General features: G+C 47.8%; 13 protein-coding genes. 7 read left to right on the forward strand and 6 right to left on the reverse strand.

Annotation, left to right across the window (positions count from 1 at the left end; all coding sequences use genetic code 11):
- Together LZZ85_RS27290 and LZZ85_RS27295 are read left to right on the forward strand one after the other, a co-directional pair.
- Positions 1 to 333: hypothetical protein (locus LZZ85_RS27290; protein WP_237877167.1), on the forward strand; the 333-nt coding region annotated here is incomplete at its 5' end.
- Positions 296 to 1,738 carry an aldehyde dehydrogenase (NADP(+)) gene (locus tag LZZ85_RS27295; protein WP_237877165.1) on the forward strand — a complete coding sequence of 481 codons (1,443 nt, stop codon included), beginning with the start codon at positions 296 to 298 and terminating at the stop codon, positions 1,736 to 1,738. The genes LZZ85_RS27290 and LZZ85_RS27295, both read left to right, overlap by 38 nt.
- Positions 1,739 to 1,834: 96 nt before the next feature.
- Here the strand turns inward: LZZ85_RS27295 and LZZ85_RS27300 are convergent, their stop codons facing one another.
- A complete protein-coding gene (locus tag LZZ85_RS27300; RefSeq protein WP_237877113.1) occupies positions 1,835 to 3,109 on the reverse strand; it encodes a sterol desaturase family protein in 1,275 nt (424 codons plus the stop codon).
- Between the two features lie 443 nt (positions 3,110 to 3,552).
- On the opposite strand from LZZ85_RS27300, the gene LZZ85_RS27305 reads away from it, so the two are divergent.
- The 4 genes from LZZ85_RS27305 (at position 3,553) to bshC (ending at position 8,656) form a co-directional block, all read left to right on the forward strand.
- A complete protein-coding gene (locus LZZ85_RS27305) occupies positions 3,553 to 4,554 on the forward strand; it encodes a 4-hydroxyproline epimerase (RefSeq protein ID WP_237877114.1) in 1,002 nt (333 codons plus the stop codon).
- Between the two features lie 115 nt (positions 4,555 to 4,669).
- Positions 4,670 to 5,953, forward strand: coding sequence for an NAD(P)/FAD-dependent oxidoreductase (locus tag LZZ85_RS27310; RefSeq protein ID WP_349291756.1), 1,284 nt, complete (start codon positions 4,670 to 4,672; stop codon positions 5,951 to 5,953).
- A 222-nt stretch (positions 5,954 to 6,175) separates the two neighbouring features.
- Positions 6,176 to 7,006 (forward strand): SMP-30/gluconolactonase/LRE family protein, encoded by an 831-nt coding sequence (locus LZZ85_RS27315; protein WP_237877118.1) that lies wholly within the window; start codon positions 6,176 to 6,178, stop codon positions 7,004 to 7,006.
- A 48-nt stretch (positions 7,007 to 7,054) separates the two neighbouring features.
- The gene (gene bshC / locus LZZ85_RS27320; protein ID WP_237877120.1) at positions 7,055 to 8,656 is read left to right on the forward strand and encodes a bacillithiol biosynthesis cysteine-adding enzyme BshC; all 1,602 of its coding nucleotides are present in this window, start codon (positions 7,055 to 7,057) and stop codon (positions 8,654 to 8,656) included.
- Positions 8,657 to 8,711: 55 nt separating this feature from the next.
- Here the strand turns inward: bshC and purE are convergent, their stop codons facing one another.
- The 5 genes from purE to LZZ85_RS27345 all read right to left on the reverse strand — a co-directional run bounded on the left by purE (position 8,712) and on the right by LZZ85_RS27345 (position 16,289).
- Positions 8,712 to 9,227 (reverse strand): 5-(carboxyamino)imidazole ribonucleotide mutase, encoded by a 516-nt coding sequence (purE, locus tag LZZ85_RS27325; protein WP_237877123.1) that lies wholly within the window; start codon positions 9,225 to 9,227, stop codon positions 8,712 to 8,714.
- A gap of 188 nt (positions 9,228 to 9,415) precedes the next feature.
- Positions 9,416 to 10,735 (reverse strand): TolC family protein, encoded by a 1,320-nt coding sequence (locus tag LZZ85_RS27330; RefSeq protein ID WP_237877125.1) that lies wholly within the window; start codon positions 10,733 to 10,735, stop codon positions 9,416 to 9,418.
- A 10-nt stretch (positions 10,736 to 10,745) separates the two neighbouring features.
- Positions 10,746 to 13,871 (reverse strand): efflux RND transporter permease subunit, encoded by a 3,126-nt coding sequence (locus LZZ85_RS27335; protein WP_237877127.1) that lies wholly within the window; start codon positions 13,869 to 13,871, stop codon positions 10,746 to 10,748.
- 66 nt (positions 13,872 to 13,937) lie between these two features.
- On the reverse strand, positions 13,938 to 15,005 hold the full coding sequence (locus LZZ85_RS27340; protein ID WP_237877129.1) for an efflux RND transporter periplasmic adaptor subunit: 1,068 nt from the start codon (positions 15,003 to 15,005) through the stop codon (positions 13,938 to 13,940).
- Between the two features lie 162 nt (positions 15,006 to 15,167).
- Complete coding sequence (locus tag LZZ85_RS27345) at positions 15,168 to 16,289, reverse strand: 5-(carboxyamino)imidazole ribonucleotide synthase (protein WP_237877131.1); 1,122 nt, start codon at positions 16,287 to 16,289, stop codon at positions 15,168 to 15,170.
- A gap of 393 nt (positions 16,290 to 16,682) precedes the next feature.
- Between LZZ85_RS27345 and hppD the strand changes: the two genes are divergently transcribed.
- On the forward strand, positions 16,683 to 17,816 hold the full coding sequence (hppD, locus tag LZZ85_RS27350) for a 4-hydroxyphenylpyruvate dioxygenase (protein WP_237877133.1): 1,134 nt from the start codon (positions 16,683 to 16,685) through the stop codon (positions 17,814 to 17,816).
- Positions 17,817 to 18,211: the final 395 nt, after the last annotated feature.

The raw sequence follows: 18,211 nt of genomic DNA on the forward strand, positions 1-18,211 counted from the left end.
GCGCCCTTGCCCGCCCGGCATCCCCGGCATCACTCCAACCTCAAACCAAAATTTGCCCATTCATTATCTAATCTTAACCTGCCTATCCTTCAGCTAATTAAACGCCTATCTTTATCCCGCACAAACAATATTCAGCATCATTGTACCAAATGCTGCATCGCTAATGAAAAGGAACGGATTTTGACAGTCATCCGCAACGAAAATAGCAACAGGCCAGCACGAACACATTTTGAAGAAAATCTAAATATTACAGATCATGTTCCAGGATGCAACTTTACCGGAAATAGAATCAGCCATGCAATCCGCATGGGAGGCTTTTCATGTTTATCGTAAACTATCATTACATCAACGCGCCGCTTTCATGCGCGAAATAGCGAAAGAACTGGAAGCGACAGGTGATGAATTGATACAGGTGGCCGGGGAGGAAACTCATTTGCCCGAAGTAAGACTCAGAGGGGAACGGGCAAGGACAATGTTCCAACTGACAAGCTACGCAGATGCGTGCGAGCGCGGCGACTGGCTCGAGGCAAGGATCGATACAGCAGTGCCCACTAAAATTCCGGCCAAGCCAGATATCCGCAAGATGCTGGTAGGACTTGGACCTGTGGTGGTATTTGGCGCTGCGAATTTCCCCTTTGCCTATTCTACTGCCGGTGGTGATACGGCCTGCGCATTTGCCGCAGGATGCCCGGTAATTGTGAAAGCTCACCCCGCGCATGCGCGTACAAGTGAAATGGTTGCAGGTGCAATTCATAAAGCAGCGGCGACCTGCGGACTTCCCGCCGGTGTATTCATTCATCTGCATGGCGCTTCCTTTGAGGTAGGGAAGGCGCTGGTTGAACATACACATACAAGAGCCGTTGGATTTACGGGTTCTTATGCGGGCGGAAAGCAATTGTTCGACTGGGCTAATCAACGCAGGCAACCTATTCCGGTGTTTGCAGAAATGAGCAGCATCAACCCGGTGTTTCTATTACCTGGTAAATTAAAAGAATCCGCAGCGGAAGTAGCGCGTTCTTATTCAGGGTCGATCACACTTGGCGTTGGACAGTTCTGTACAAATCCCGGATTGATCATCGGTATTGATAATAACGATCTGAAAATTTTTATCGATACATTATCAGAAGAGATCACAAAAGTTCCGCCGGCGACCATGTTGAATACAGGTATCTTCAAGAACTATGTGGAGCGCAGGGCAAATGCGATCTCTCAGGAACAGGTGGATACGGTTGCTGTATCTTCAAAAGACCCGCAGCTTGATGAAGGCGCGCCAACTATTGCAACCGTACCAGCAGCGGTATTTATTGCAAATCCCATCCTGCACCAGGAAGTATTCGGACCATATTCACTGGTGGTCAAATGCACTGACCTGGAAGAAATGCTGGCAGTGACAAAACATTTGGAAGGTCAGCTCACGGCGACATTGATGGCGACAGAGAAAGATATACTGGAAAATGATCTTCTCGTTGAGGAGGTGAAAAATATCTGCGGAAGATTTATCCTGAATGGAGTACCAACCGGCGTAGAGGTTTGTTTGTCTATGCAACACGGGGGGCCATTCCCTTCTACAACAGACAGTCGTTTTACCTCCGTGGGAGCGGATGGCATTAAACGTTTTGCAAGACCGATCGCGTTCCAGAACTGGCCGGATAACCTGCTGCCTCCTGAATTACAGAATGGGAATCCGCTGCAGATCTCAAGGATAGTGAATGATAAGAGGAGTGAAGGGGCGGTATAAATCGGCTTTGTATCATATGGCTAAGAACCGCAGAGGGCGCAAAGAGGGTAATTTCCTTTGCGCCCTCTGCGGTTCTTAGCCTACTCTGCGATACTTCTACGCCATTCGTTCAACAGGACGTTTTCTGAAAAATAACGCCCACCAGATAGTGACGGCAACAGAACATAAGAAGTAAGCCCCCAGAATGTACTTCGCCATTGGCAGGAACGAAGACACACCAAACCAATCATCCTGCACCACTAAAAAGCCAATACCCAGGGCACTTCTAACTATTTCCCATGCAATCGCAGACAGATTCCCGTCCATCAGGTCGGTAAGCGCATACACACTCAGGAAGATAAACCCGCCATACCAGAAGATGTAGTTAGTGTCAAGCTTATTGATCATTGCAATATTGCCAAAGAGGAAACTTACAAAGAACAGGATCGCGAGCACCTGGATCCAGCACCAGGCTTTGAACCCCGGCGTAGTTACGGTATTATATTTTTCGAAGTCATATACATTCCCGATCTTATAAACAGGGTAGCGTTCGATCACGTCAGGAGGGCGGTAACCCGTGGATTCGATCCACAGCCTGAATTTTTCTTTCCAGCTGCTGGTTCTCCAGGTATCCTTCATCATCAGCCACACGTGCTGGAAATTGATCCTGATCGGATTCCAGGTCCGGGCCGGGCGGGTGATGCCATAAACCGGCTTTATATCCGGCAGTTCTTCCTGGTAGCTGCCAAACCATTTGTCCCAGAAGATAAAGATCTGACCATAGTTCTTATCAAGATACTCCGGGTTGATGGCATGATGTACTCGGTGATGAGAAGGTGTTACGATGACTTTTTCCAGCCAGCCCATTTTGTTGATATGCTGGGTATGGTACCAGAACTGGGCAAACAGGTGAAGCGGTGCTACTACTTCGATCACCTGCCGGGGTACGCCAAGCAAAGCGGCAGGCAGCAGGAAGATCACGAAGATCCTGACGATCGAGGAGATGCTTTGACGCAGGGCGCAGGCCAGGTTGAATTCCTCGCTGCTGTGGTGAATGATATGACCATTCCAGAAAAAGTTGCTGATATGCTGGATCCGGTGAACCCAGTACCCCGCGAGATCGAGTGCCAGAAAAGCAACGATATAAACAAGGATCGAGGAAGAAAGCTGGGTTAGCGCCAGGTGGTCGACCAGCCATGGATAAGAGATCAGCACGAGTGCCAGCCCCAGAACATCTTTGGTCACATTGGTGACACCACTTGCAAGGCTGGACAACATGTCCATGGTTTGAACAGTTTCATTTTTCTTCCGCCACCCATACCACTTTTCGAAAAGCACCAGCAGCAAAAAAGCGGGCATGGCGATCAGGAGTATCTTTCCGTAGGTTTCCATAATCAGGCAATCTTATTTCAAAAGTACGCGAATGGGCAAGAATAGCCGCGAATGGGCACGAATGGCCGCGAAGGAACACGAATGGGTTTCCGACAATTGATACATATCCCCATCCGCTCCTTCACGGCCATTCGTGTCCTTCGCGCCCATTCGTGTTCCTTCGCGTCCATTCGTGCCCATTCGCGGCCATTCGTGCGCATTCGCGTCCATCATTTTTTAACTTTAATTCCCAACATCTTAACCACTTTTAAAGTTTCCCGTTCTTCTCTTTCTGACCTTTATTCCGTTCCCGTAATTTTAAGCGTTCAGTTCGTTACAGGCCGGTTCAGAGGAGTTGTCCGAAAGTTTTCTCAAATGCTTTTGAGGGCAACTTTTAAACCGCTGAACGTTCAAACTTTAAAACACAACTGATCAGGATCAATTCTGATCATCAGGATTAAAATATGAAACATACTTTCGACTGCGTTGATGCTCACACTTGTGGAAACCCAGTTCGCCTTGTCAGAAAGGGTGGTCCGGAATTGTCGGGCGACAATATGAGTGAGAAACGCCAGCATTTTTTAAAGAACTATGACTGGATCCGCACGGGGCTTATGTTCGAACCCCGCGGCCACGACATGATGAGTGGAAGCATTCTTTATCCGCCTCATGATCCTGCGAATGATGTTGCCGTATTGTTCATCGAAACGAGCGGATGTCTGCCGATGTGCGGTCATGGCACTATCGGCACTATCACTATTGCCGTGGAAGAAGGATTGATCAAGCCGAAAACACCCGGGATCATCCGGATGGAAGCTCCCGCTGGTCTGGTAATGATCGAATATCGGGAAGAAGCAGGGAAAGTGAAATCAGTGAAGCTTACAAATGTCGCATCCTTTCTTCATTCAACCGGGTTGACCGTTCAATGTCCTGATCTTGGTGAATTAGTTGTAGACGTATCTTATGGTGGTAATTTTTATGCCATTGTTGATGTCCAGAAGAATTTTAAAGGATTGCAGCATTACTCTGCAGGTCAGTTGATTGCATGGGCGAGAGAATTGAGGGATAATATAAATGAGGCCTACGAGTTCATCCATCCGGAAAATGATACCATCCGCGGCTGTTCGCATATTCTGTGGACGGGCGATGTGCTTGATCCGACCAGTACGGCCAGGAATGCGGTGTTCTATGGCGACAAAGCAATTGACCGTTCGCCATGCGGAACAGGAACAAGTGCGAGAATGGCGCAATGGTATGCAAAAGGGTTGCTGAAGCCTGGTCAGTCATTTATTCACGAAAGTATTATCGGCAGCAAATTCACCGGACGGATCGAAGAAGAGACAACGGTTGCCGGCAAACCGGCCATCCGTCCAAGCGTGGAAGGTTGGGCAAGAATTTATGGCTATAACCAGATCTGGATCGATACTGATGATGATCCATATGCGCACGGATTTCAGGTGATCTAGAAAGAAGATGACCGATGACCGTTGGCCGAAAAACAGATTTATTATAGACGGGAGTTTCTCTACTAAAATAACTATAGCAATTTTTTATTAATGCCTTTGCCGCTAAGAGACACTGATCGGCCCTCGTCTCTCACGCGGAGAACTTCAACAACAGACAATGAACATAACAATAATCGGTGGCGGTGTGATCGGCCTGTGCAGTGCTTATTACTTGAGAAAACAGGGATATGATGTTACGATCATAGAGCGTAATGACATTACAGATGGATGTTCCTTTGGTAACATGGGATATATTTCGCCATCGCACTTTGTTCCGCTGGCAACGCCAGGAATGATCTCGCAGGGATTCAAATGGATGATGAGTTCTTCATCACCGTTCTATATTCAGCCAAGGCTTGATGCGGATCTGGTGCGTTGGGGCCTGGCATTCTGGAGATCTGCTACTGCAAAAAAAATGAACGCAAGCATCCCGCATCTTAATAACCTGCTTCAACTCAGTCGCCGGCTCACTAAAGAAATGCACCTTGAAATGGGCGGCGCATTTGAATTCCAGGAAAAGGGTTGCTGGATGTTGTACAAAAATGAAAAGACCGGCGATCATGAAAAGCATCTCGCTGATCAGGCGACATCACTTGGTTTGAAAACGATCGCCTGCACTGCCCAGCAGGTACAGGAAATGGAGACGACAGTGGAGGTAAATGTAGCCGGAGGTGTTTTGTATGCTGACGACTCTCATGTAGATCCTGCACAACTCATGCGCGCTTTATATGAAGTACTTAAGGCCAATGGTGTGAAATTTTGGTTGAAGACTAACGTGACCGGTTTTGAAAAGCAGGGCGACCGCGTAACGAAAGTGTTGACTGATAAAGCTGACCTTGATGTGGATGAACTGGTGATCGCCAACGGCTCCTGGTTCGGCCCGATCTCGAAATTGCTGGGGATCCGCATGCTGATGCAGCCGGGCAAGGGATACAGCATGGAATATGATCATCTAAAAGCGAACCTGCTTCACCCGTCGATCCTGGTAGACGACCGCGTGGCGACTACTCCGATCGGTGACTGGCTCCGAATTGGCGGCACCATGGAAATGAGCGGGCATAATGACCGGATCCTTCCCAAACGCGTTACGGCCATTTATGACGCTTTCAAAAAATACTATCCTTCGATGCAGATCACAGCACCGGATCCGGAAAAAGCCTGGTTTGGCTACAGGCCGGTAAGCCCCGATGGAATGCCGTATATCGGGCGTCATGGAAAGTTCCAGAACCTGATCTATGCAGGTGGACATGCCATGTTGGGCGTCAGCGCGGCAACCGGAACGGGTCAGATCGTGACAGAGCTGGTGGGGCATAAGAAGACGATCATACCGGTGGAGGCCTTCCGCCCGGACAGGTTTTAAGTAAGTATCGCAAAGGGCGCCAAGGTCCCGCTAAGAACGCAAAGAATTCACCTTGTAAGTAGTTCTCTGCGTCCTTAGCGGGACCTTTGCGCCCTTTGCGATAATCCCACGCCAGCTATATTTTAAGGAGGCCACCCGGCAACAATTGAAATTCCACTTCCTGTTGATAATTAATGTCAACCATTCTATCTTTCCGCTGTTACCTAATTTTACAATTAACGCATGAAGAAGATAGTCTGGCTGCTCGCCTTCTCCATATTCACCATTTTTTCCATTCACGCCCAACACAAACTGGTAAAGAAATGGGAAACAGATACCCTGTTCAAAGTTCCCGAGTCAATTCTTTGGGATGCGAAGAACCAGGTGTTCTATGTCTCCAATGTAGATGGCAAGGACTCCTGGGGGCGTGACGGTAAAGGCTCTGTAGGCCGCATGACCCGCGACGGAAAGATCATCGATGTGGAATGGGTGACCGGTATGGATGCTCCAAAGGGTATGGGGATGTATGGCGGTAAACTGTATGTGGCAGACTTTGAGCATATCATTAAGATCGATATTGCATCCGGCAAACTGGAGAAAAAGATCCTGGTTAAAGATGCGGTCGGACTGAATGACCTTGCAATCGACCCTTCCGGAATTATCTTCGTTTCCGACTCAAAAGGAAAACGGATCTTCAAAGTGGAAAATGAACAAGCTTCTGTTTTCCTGGATAGCCTCAAAGGTCCGAATGGCGTGCTTCTTCACAACGGCGTATTTTATGCAGTGAATGGCGATGGCCTTTACCGGGTCGAAAAGGATAAAACAATGACCCTTCTGGCAAACGGCATCACTAATGGAAATACTGATGGGTTAACTGCCTTCGGAGATGACTTTATCGTTTCTATCTGGCAGGGATCTATCTGGTATATTCATAAAGATGGCCGTAAAGAATTGCTCGAAGACAGTCGCGAACAGAAACGCAACACTGCGGACATTTGGTTTGATAAGGAAACAAACCTGCTGTATGTGCCCGGTTTTTTCACCAACACGATCACGGCTTACGAAGTAAAGTAATGTTAAATTTACCCGGATAGCTTTTACTCTTTTTATTTTTACACCTATATGGACTGTACATCTACCCGTCTATCTTACGCCCAAACCGGGGTATTTTCCAAAATAGCGACCGATTATATTGCGCAGGAACCTGCATTGGCCCCGTTCTTTGAGCATGCACCCACGCTTGATGGTATCAAACAGGCTATCATTGCACGTCAGCAATTTCCGACCAACAGAAGACTTTTGGTGGATGAACTGGAAAAACAATACGCAACGGTCACCCGCAGCAAGCAGGTGCTGGATAATATACAGGCATTGCTTTCGCCTGATACATTCACTATCACCACAGCACACCAGAATAATATTTTCACCGGTCCCTTATATTTCATTTACAAGATCCTTCATGCGATCAGGCTCTCTGCTGATCTGAAAAAGGAGTTACCGCAATACAATTTCGTTCCTGTTTATTATATAGGATCGGAAGATGCGGATCTTGCAGAGCTGAACCATCTTCATGTGGATGGCGTGAAGCTTGTCTGGGACACTCCGCAAAAAGGAGCTGTTGGCCGGATGAAGATCGACACAGCCCTGCTGAAACTGATCGACCGGATGGAGGGTCAGTTGTCGGTTGAGACATACGGTAAAGAGATCATTCAGCTGATCCGCCAGCATTACCGTAGCGGAGATACGATCCAGCATGCGACGTTCAGTTTTGTAAACGCCCTATTCGCCGAATACGGACTAATTGTTTTACTACCGGATAATACAGCGCTAAAAAAACAACTGATCCCGGTATTTGAAGATGACCTGCTGCATCAGACAGCTTCAGGCATTGTTGGAAAAACAGCTGAAGCCATCCAGGCCGCCGGTTATAAAACGCAGGCGCATCCACGGGAGATCAACCTGTTCTATCTGAAGGATGATCTGCGTGAGCGGATTGAATTCCACGGAAAAGCATACACTGTCCTGAATACGACCATGGAGTTTCCACAGGAACAAATGCTGGCCGAGCTTCAATGGCATGCTGACCGCTTCAGTCCGAACGTGATCCTTCGCGGCATTTACCAGGAGACGATCCTGCCGGATATTGCCTTTATCGGTGGAGGTGGAGAACTGGCGTACTGGCTTGAGCTGAAAGAACTGTTCGTTCATTATAAAGTTCCTTTTCCGGCACTGATCCTCAGGAATTCATTTTTGGTGATCGAAAAGAAATGGCAGGACAAGATCAATAAGCTTGGTTTTTCCATAGAAGAAACTTTCTCCAAAGAAGAAGTGCTGATGAATAAACTGGTGAAAAGAGATACCGTAAACCAGCTTCAACTGGAAGAGACATTTGCGCAAACCAATGCGCTGTACGATTCCATTCTTCAGCAAGCCGCGGCAATTGATGGAACGCTGGAAAAACATGTGCAGGCTTTGCGTCAGAAAGCCATGCAGAAACTGAAAACGCTGGAGAAAAAAATGCTGAGGGCGGAGAAGAGAAAATTCAGTGATCAGAAAGGACAGATCCAGGCGATCAGGAAGACATTATTTCCCGGCGATGGTTTGCAGGAAAGAATTGATAATGTCAGCTATTTCTATGCAAAGTTCGGGAAGACGTTTATACACAAATTGTATGAGCATTCACTTGGGCTGGAGCAGGAGTTCGTAGTGGTGAATCTTTCCTGATCAGCAGGCGTATGGAGTATTGCCCTTGTAATACTCCATGCGCCTGTCAGTATAATTATTGATCAAATTGATTTTCCCATCCGCTGCTCTTCAGCTTCTCCACTTTCCCCAGCACTTCCTTATCCATCTCAGCCTTATAGGCTGTCATCTTTTTGCTGATCGCTTCATCCGCTGTGCCGATGATCTGTGCCGCCAGTAAGCCCGCATTCTTCGCTGCATTCAACGCAACAGTCGCCACCGGCACTCCATTCGGCATCTGCAGGATAGATAAGACAGAATCCCAACCATCGATGGAATTGGATGATTTGACGGGTACACCGATCACGGGCAGCGGTGTAATGGAGGCCACCATACCCGGGAGATGCGCGGCACCACCGGCACCGGCAATGATCACTTTCAAACCACGATCTTTTGCTTTTGTGGCATATTCAACCATACGCAACGGCGTTCTGTGAGCAGACACAACAGTGAGTTCGAATGCAATGCCAAAGTGTTTCAATATATCTGCTGCAGGCTGCATTACAGTAAGATCACTGTCGCTGCCCATAATAATTCCAACTTGAGGATTCATGCTGATTGTTTAAAATTTGCAGGTACGAAAATAGTAAAAGTATACTTTAAAGAGTGGTAAATAAGTGCGTCAGGCCCGGGAGTAGCGCAGCGGCCGCAAAGTATAAACGCGAAGGGCGCAAAGATTTATTCTCTGTGCCCTTCGCGTTTACTTAGCGGCCTTCGATGCTCCTGCGACGCCGAAAGGATCTATTTAATGATCTCGCCTTTGAGACGCAGCAATTCTGTCTCGGAAAGCTTGGTGGCATATCTCGCAGCGATCAGCCGGTTGTTTGCATCTTCCAGGCTATTCTGTGCTTCACGCAATTGAACGAGTGTGGCTGCTCCAAGTTTGTACACCTGGAATACGATATCCACGTTCTCTCTTGCCAGCTTGATATTCTCCTCCTCGATATCCAATGTCTTTTTATTCTGCTCATAAACACGGAACGCATTCACCACACTCAGATCAGTCAGGGCACGCTGGTTGGCATAGCTTGTCTGAAGATAGTTAACATTCAATTGAGCCTGCCTGATCAGTCTCCTTGCATTCAAGCCATTGAAGATCGGGATCTGGGCAGAGAAGCCATAGTTCAATCCGTTTGATTGGTTGAACAGGGTAGAGAAAGGGTTGATCACCGTTTTGTTATCTGTTCTACTATAGTTATAGGCCGAATTAAGAGAAATCACCGGCCATCGCTCTGCTTTCCGCTCTTTCAATTGAAGCTGGGCGATATCAATATTCTTTTGTGCGATCAGCAATGCAGGGTTACTTTTTTCGATCTCCAGCTGGATATCCCCCAGCCCTAAACCTGTGTTGAGGGGGATAGAATCTGCAACCTCGAACATTGTTCCGAGTTTGGTGTTCATCGACTGATTCAGCTGATCTTTCAACTGATCGATCAGTGCCAGTTGAGCCAGCTTCGCAGAACGTTGTGCATTCAGGTCCACTTTACTTTGCAGGAGGTCCGGCTTAGCACCGGTTCCGATATCAAGTTTATATTGGGACAGCTTGACCCGCTCTTCATTCAATGCGATCTGTTCTTCAACAGCCCTCAGTTGTTGTTTTTGCCTTACCACATTGTAATAAGTAGTTACTACATCGGCAACGGTATTTACCACCTGGTTTCTTACGGTCAGCGCACCAAGTCCGATCAGTTGTTCGCCACGTTCGCGTGTGGCAAACATTTTGAATCCATCGAACAACACCCATTGCAATTGAACGGATGCCTGTGAGTTGTGTGAGCGGATTCCGTCCTGCTCTCTTTTGGAACCGTCAGCCAGTGTCTGGCGTTGGTTGTTATTGTTCCAGGTGGTGGTGGCAACGCCGTTCAGCGTTGGAAAGAACACCATGTTGCGATAGGAATAATCGAGTGCGGCCACCATCGAATCATTTTTCGATAACTGGATATCATAGTTGTTCTGCAATGCAGTGGCGATAGCTTCTTCAAGCGTCAGCATTTGTTGCGCCCGCACTGCCGAAACAGCCGTCAGTAAAAAAGTAAATAATACAAGCGGAACTCTCTTCATTGTTGATTTTTTATACGGGCTCAGCATGTTGTTCATTAACCGGTGTTACCTCGTCCTTATGCTCAGGGTACAGCTTTTCCATTTCGCTGATCTTCTTCGATGTTGACATATACGTGTACATGGCCGGAAGAACGAACAGAGTGAGCAGGAGGGAGAACATAATACCTCCAACGATCACAATACCCAGTGGGATACGGCTGGTTGCCGCTGCACCAAGCGAAAGCGCGATCGGCAATGCACCAAGTGCCATGGCGAGGCTGGTCATTAAGATCGGACGGAGACGCTGAACCGATGAATAGACTGCAGCTTCCTGTTTGCCCATTCCTTTCATGCGGTTCTGGTTGGCGAATTCCACGATCAGGATCCCGTTCTTGGTAACCAGCCCGATCAGCATGATCGCCCCGATCTGAGAGAATATATTGATGGTATGACCAAACATCCATAATGATAAGGCCGCACCGGCGATCGCCATTGGTACCGTAAGGATAATGATGAGCGGATCGATGAAGCTTTCAAATTGTGCAGCCAGGATAAGCAATATCAGTCCAACTGCCAGGCCAAAGGCGAAAAGCGTATTGCTGCTGCTCTCGGCATAGTCGCGGGACGATCCGGTCAGTGCCGTGGAGAAGGTGTCATCGAGTAATGAAGCGGCGATCCTGTTCATTTCATCTACACCATCTCCGATGGTATGACCAGGTTGCAGCGCAGCAGAAACCGTTGCTGATTTATACCGGTTGAAGTGGAAAATAGAAGGCGGTGTATTTGCTTCTTCCACTGTAACGAGGTTGTCCATCGAGATCATCTCTCCACGGGTATTGCGAACGAAGAGGCTTTTCAGATCATCGGGATCGTCACGATCACCACGGTCTACCTGTCCCATCACCTGGTACTGTTTTCCATCTTTGTTGAAATATCCCAGCCTGCGGTTACTGTATGCCAGTTGCAATGTTTCCGAGATATCACTCACGCTTACACCGAGTTCACTTGCTTTGAGGCGATCGATTGAAACCCTTAATTCAGGTTTATTGAATTTCAGGTCTATATCAACCTGCTGCAATACTTTGCTCTTATTTGCTTCTTCCAGGAATTTTGGAAGAACAGCTGTCAACTTTTCGAAATTGTTATTCTGTAATACGAACTGAACCGGCGAACCTCCGCGGCGGTTCTGCTGAATGGTCTGTTCCTGGTTGGCGAATGCTCGTCCTTCATTGAAGCGGGGGAGGTTCTTATTGACCATATTCACGATCTCTTCCTGTGAACGTGTTCTGTCCTTCGGATCCACCAATGTAACCCGCACACTGCCGCTGTTCACGTTACCTCCGGAGAACCCACCTGCCGTAATAGACAACACGATCTGTTTTTCAGGAATGGAATCCAGCATAAGGTTGGATACACGGTCAACATACTTGTCCATCGCATCATAGGAAGTTCCTTCAGGAGCCGTAAGGCTGAGGCGGAACTGGCTACGGTCTTCCATTGGGGCAAGTTCAGATTGAAGATTTCGGCCTATAAAAAATATGATCGCAATACACCCCAGGATGAGGATGAAAGAAACCCATCTTACTTTCATGAATGCTGTCAGCGCTCTCTGATAAGAGTTTTCCATCCACTGGAAGAAAGGTTCTGTTTTTGTATAGAACCACGAGTGCTTGTGTACGTTTTTCTTGCTCAGCTTAACGTTCAGCACCGGAGTAAGCGTGAGTGATACGAATGCAGAGATCAGTACGGCACCGGCAACCACGATCGCAAATTCGCGGAACAGGCTTCCTACAAAACCCTGAAGAAATAAGATAGGAAGAAACACAACGGCAAGAGTGATCGACGTTGCGATAACAGCAAAGTAGATCTCTTTAGAACCCTCCATGGCTGCCTGCCATTTGCCCATCCCTTTCTCCATCTTTTTATAGATGTTCTCTGTTACAACGATACCGTCATCCACCACGAGACCAGTTGCCAGTACGATTGCAAGCAATGACAATACGTTGATCGTATATCCCATGATGTACATGATAAAAAATGCGCCGATCAATGAAACAGGGATATCTATCAGAGGTCTTAATGCGATCAGCCAGTCGCGGAAGAACAGGTAAATGATGATCACCACGAGAACAACCGCGATAAGAAGTGTTTCTTCAACCTCCAAGATCGAACGTTTGATGAAACGGGTCTGATCAAGTGCAATATTTACAGAGATATCATCAGGGATATCTTTTTTGATCTGTTCGAGGCGTTTGTAGAATTCATCAGAGATCTCCACATAGTTGGCGCCGGGCTGCGGTATCACCGCCAGTGCGATCATAGGAATGCGGCTTTCGCGAAGTGCGTTCTCTTCATTTTCAGGGCCAAGGACAACTTCCGCGATATCCTTAACGTGTACATCAGCTCCATTCAAATTCTTGATGATCACATTGCCAAATTCTTCTTCTGTATTCAAGCGGCCGAAAGTTCTTACCGTCAGTTCAGTTGCGTCACCGGCGATCTTTCCGGAAGGAAGTTCAACGTTTTCTCTCGCCAGCGCAGCAGCCACATCACCGGGGGTAAGACCGAATGCGGTGAGTTTTGATGGATCGATCCAGATCCGCATGGCATAACGCTTTTCACCCCAGATCTGGATGGCGCTTACACCAGGAATGGTCTGGAGGCGTTCAACCAGGGTGTTATTAGCATATTCAGTGATCTGCAGCGGGTTTCTTGTTGTGCTTTGCACCGTCATGGAAAGGATCGGGTCAGAGCTGGCATCAGCCTTTGTTACAACCGGCGGGGCTTCGAGATCGGGGGGGAGGGAGCGTTGAGCCTGTGATACTTTATCCCGAACATCATTTGCAGCCGCTTCAAGACTGATACCAAGATCAAACTCTACGTTGATATTGCTGGTACCATTGCTGCTGGAAGAGGTCATGTTCTTGATACCGGCAATACCGTTGATCGCTTTTTCCAACGGCTCGGTGATCTGTGTTTCGATGATGTCAGCATTCGCACCAGCATAAGAAGTACGTACACTGATATTGGGCGGATCGATGGCGGGATAATCGCGCACGCCCAGGAATTTAAAACCAATAACGCCGAACACAATGATGATGAGATTCATCACTATGGCAAGCACGGGTCGTCTTAAACTCAGTTCGGAGATATTCATTTCGAAATATTTATTGAGTTGATCGTCTCGTAATCTCTTTGATGAGGCGGCGTTGCCGCTGTTGCCTTATGGGTTAACCACTTTCGATACCTGCAGCTTCCCTTCAGGACGCAGGGTGAGCAGTCCGGTGATCACGACTGTGTCACCTGCTTTCAGGCCCTGGGTCACCTGTACACGTGAAGAATCACGTACACCGGTTGTTACGTCTACAAATTTTGCCTGTCCATTACTGGCCAGGACCACTTTTTTGCCTCTTGCCTGCGGAAGGATGGCCTGGGTAGGTACCAGGATCGCATTCGGATCAGGATCAAAAGCAAGTTGCACTTTGGCAAATGAGCCGGGGATCAGCGCTTCATCCTGGGCCTGTACCAGAGAGCGTACTTTAAGGCTTCGGGTATTCTCCGCAACAGATGATTCCGTTGCAATTACTTTGGCTGTATATTTTTTTGAAGCGCCTTCATAACTGAACGTAACCAGCTGACCCGTCTTGATCTTGCTGGTGTATTTCTCCGGGACAGTAAAATCAAGTTTCAGTTCGCCGGTCTGGTTGATCACAGCGATGATCGTAGTTGGCGTTACATAAGCACCAGGGCTGATATTTTTCAACCCCATTTTACCATTGAAAGGTGCACGGATCTCCGTACGGGTTATTTCAGTACGGATGATATCGATATCCGCTTTGATATTATTTACGTTGAGCAAACTTGCATCATAATCGGCTTTGCTGATCCCCTGGATCTTGAGCAATTGAGAAGAACGTTCTTCATTCGTGTTCGCGATCTCCAGCTGGACCTGTAATTTTTTCAACTGTGCCTGCAGGTCCGCATCATACAGTTTTGCAAGCAGAGTTCCTTTTGCCACCTGGCGGCCTTCTGCTACATTTAGGTTGACCACGCGCCCTGATACTTCCGGATGGATCTCGGTGGTCTCATTGGCGATGATAGAGCCGGGCACTTCAATATTTTCTGCAAAAGACTGGGGCTTCACTACGTATGCTTCCACACGGATCGGACCCTGCGAACGGCCGGCAGCCTGCTGCGGTTTTACTTCTTTTTTCGATTCTCCTCCACAAGCGGACAGCAATCCAAGCGCCGCGATAAAAAAACAGTAACGGATAGGTGGTTGTGTTGTCACTTTGTTTATTTGTTTATGAGCGCCATGCCGAATCAAACTGGCAAATGGCAAGCCTTTGAAATCCAGACCGATATTAGACGACAGTGCTGATCTCTGCCTGCGGTGTTCTGCAAGATATGTTTGAATCATTACAAAAGGCCGTCAAAACGGCCGGATGAGAGGTCAGGCTTTTACGGTCAGGTTGTGTTTTACCTTGTTAGACTGATGTATCAGATCCTGTTTTTCCTTGCTTATAATAGTTACATGTCCCATTTTCCTCCCTGGCTTCGTTTGTTTTTTGCCATAGAGATGCACAAAAGCATTCTCGATCTTCAAAATCTCCTCCAAACCTTCATATACTACATTTCCTGAATATTTTTCAGCACCGATCAGGTTGACCATTACTGAAGGCAGGATCGGATCTGTATTTCCCAGCGGATAGCCGAGGAGGACCCTCCACAGCATATCGAACTGAGAAGAATAGTTTGCTTCGATCGTATGGTGACCGCTGTTATGGACTCTGGGGGCCGTTTCATTTACCAGCACATCGCCATTTTTGTCAATGAACATTTCGATCGCAAATATCCCGGGTGATTTGAAATTGCGTACGACCGAGAGGGCAATTGCTTCAACTTTCCATAATGTGCGCTCGTCAATATCCGCCGGGCATAGTTGATAATCGAGCAGATTCAACACAGGGTCGAAGACCATTTCAACCGGCGGGTAAAGCGCGGTTTCGCCTTTATCATTGATCGCGACCATCTGTGCGATCTCTTTCCTGATATTGACCATTTTCTCCAGCACAGAGGGCGCGTCAAAACCATGGGCGAGGTCTTCTTCCTTTCTGAGTAGTTGAACACCGCGGCCATCATAGCCTCCTTCACCAAGCTTATGCACGGCGGGAAGAAAAGCGGTGTGTCCTTTCAATTCAGCCGCTGTTTGGGTGATCACAAATTCCGGTGATGGGATCTGATGGATTTTATAATATTCTTTCTGAATGATCTTGTTTTTGATAATGCGCAACACAGAAGGTTTCGGATAAACACGAACCCCTTCCGCCTCCAGTTTTTCCAGCGCCTCGACATTCACGTTCTCGATCTCGATCGTGATCGCATCCAGCTGCTTTCCGAATGCGTACACATCATCAAAGTTCCTGATATCCCCGAGCACAAAATGACCGCAGAGATGGGCGGACGGGCATTCCGGATCATTTTCAAGAATATAAGTTTCAACAGGATAATTCGCCGCAGACTGCAGCAACATTCGGCCCAGCTGGCCGCCACCGAGAATACCGATTTTTTGCATGGCGCAAAGCTAGGGGAAAAGGAAGAATCACGCGGGGAGAGAAGGGGCTAAAGGTTTAAAAGTTTAGGGGCTTAACTGTTTAAAAGTTGGCAGGATAAGACAGGTGAGCGAAAGCGTGCCAAACAAGGAGAAATATGACTTTTAAACATTTAAACGCTTAAACTTTCAAACTTATCACATCCTTTGCCTAGTTTTGACCTCATACACTATGCGTCCCGATTTTCCACATAAGTATTTTTCCGATTACCGGACTAATTTCAGCCTGCTGATGGAGACGCTGGCTATGGGTAGTTGCTGATCCCTGCCTACAATTCCTCCTTTTTTTAGTATCAGATTTATCAGGTTCCGGTTGGAGCTGTTTTTGGAATCATTATTCTATTAAATCATTGTTATATGTCTACAATTACGAAGGACGTAAAACCGTCGGATGCTGTTCAGGATTTTTTACCGCTGGAAGGCACTGACTATGTTGAATTCTATGTTGGCAACGCCAAGCAGGCGGCGCATTATTATATGAGTGCATTCGGTTTCCAGGCGCTGGCATATGCAGGGCCGGAGACGGGTGTGAAGGACCGTGCGAGCTATGTTGTGCGCCAGCACAAGCTCACTTTTATGCTGACCACGCCGCTTCGCCCGGACAATGAAATGGCAGATCATATCTACAAACACGGGGATGGCGTAAAGGCGCTTTCACTCAGAGTAAAGGATGCAACTTCCGCGTGGAAGGAAACAACCAGCCGCGGCGCGAAAAGCTATATGGAGCCTACTACATTAACAGACGATCACGGTGAAGTAGTGATCAGCGGGATCCACACTTATGGAGAAACAGTGCACCTGTTCATCGAACGTCAGCATTATACCGGAACCTTCATGCCGGGATACAGGGCCTGGAACAACCCGCATTTTGCACCAAAAGATACAGGATTGATGTATGTTGATCATTGCGTGGGTAATGTTGACTGGAACCAGATGAATCCCTGGGTGAAATTTTACGAAGAAGTGATGGGTTTCAGGAATATTCTATCCTTTGACGATGAAGATATTTCCACGGAGTATTCTGCGCTGATGAGTAAAGTGATGAGCAGCGGAAATGGATTTGTAAAATTCCCGATCAATGAACCGGCAGAAGGCAAAAAGAAATCGCAGGTGGAAGAGTACCTGGAGTTTTATCGTGGTGAAGGAGTGCAGCACGTTGCGCTGGCAACAGCTGATATTGTGACAACTGTTCGTGATCTTATGAGCAGGGGCGTTGAGTTCCTGAAAGTGCCGTCAAGTTACTATGACGATCTGATCGACAGGGTTGGACAGATTGATGAAGACCTGGAACCATTAAAAGAACTGGGTATTCTCGTTGACCGTGATAATGAGGGATACCTGCTGCAGTTGTTCTCGAAACCGGTTGAAGACAGGCCAACCTTGTTCTTTGAGATCATTCAGCGGAAAGGAGCGAAGAGCTTCGGGAAAGGGAATTTTAAGGCGCTGTTTGAAGCGATTGAGAGGGAGCAGGAAGCAAGAGGGAATTTGTAGTTTGAACTTGCTAAAGCGGACTGGCGTAATAGTAACGCAGAGGGCGCAAAGGATCGCAGAGGCCGCAGAGAAACTTAGCGCGCTCTGCGATCCTTTGCGCGCTCTGCGATCCTTTGTGACCTCTGCGATCCTTTGCACGCTCTGCGATCCTTTGCGCCCGCTGCGATCCTTTGCGCCCGCTGCGATCCTTTGCGCCCGCTGCGATCCTTTGCGTCCGCTGCGATCCTTAGCGCCCGCTGCGATCCTTTGCGCGCTCTGCGATACTCCTACGCATTACCACCGGCAATACACACCTGTGGAAAACGAATCAGGTTGATTTACAGTCTGCTACGCAAGTTTGCCCCTAACAGCTCACAGGCCCGGCTCATTTTGCCCCATCTGGCGTATCTTCACAA

This window comes from Terrimonas ginsenosidimutans, from assembly GCF_022012415.1.
In the GTDB taxonomy this organism is placed as follows: Bacteria; Bacteroidota; Bacteroidia; order Chitinophagales; family Chitinophagaceae; genus Terrimonas_A; species Terrimonas_A ginsenosidimutans.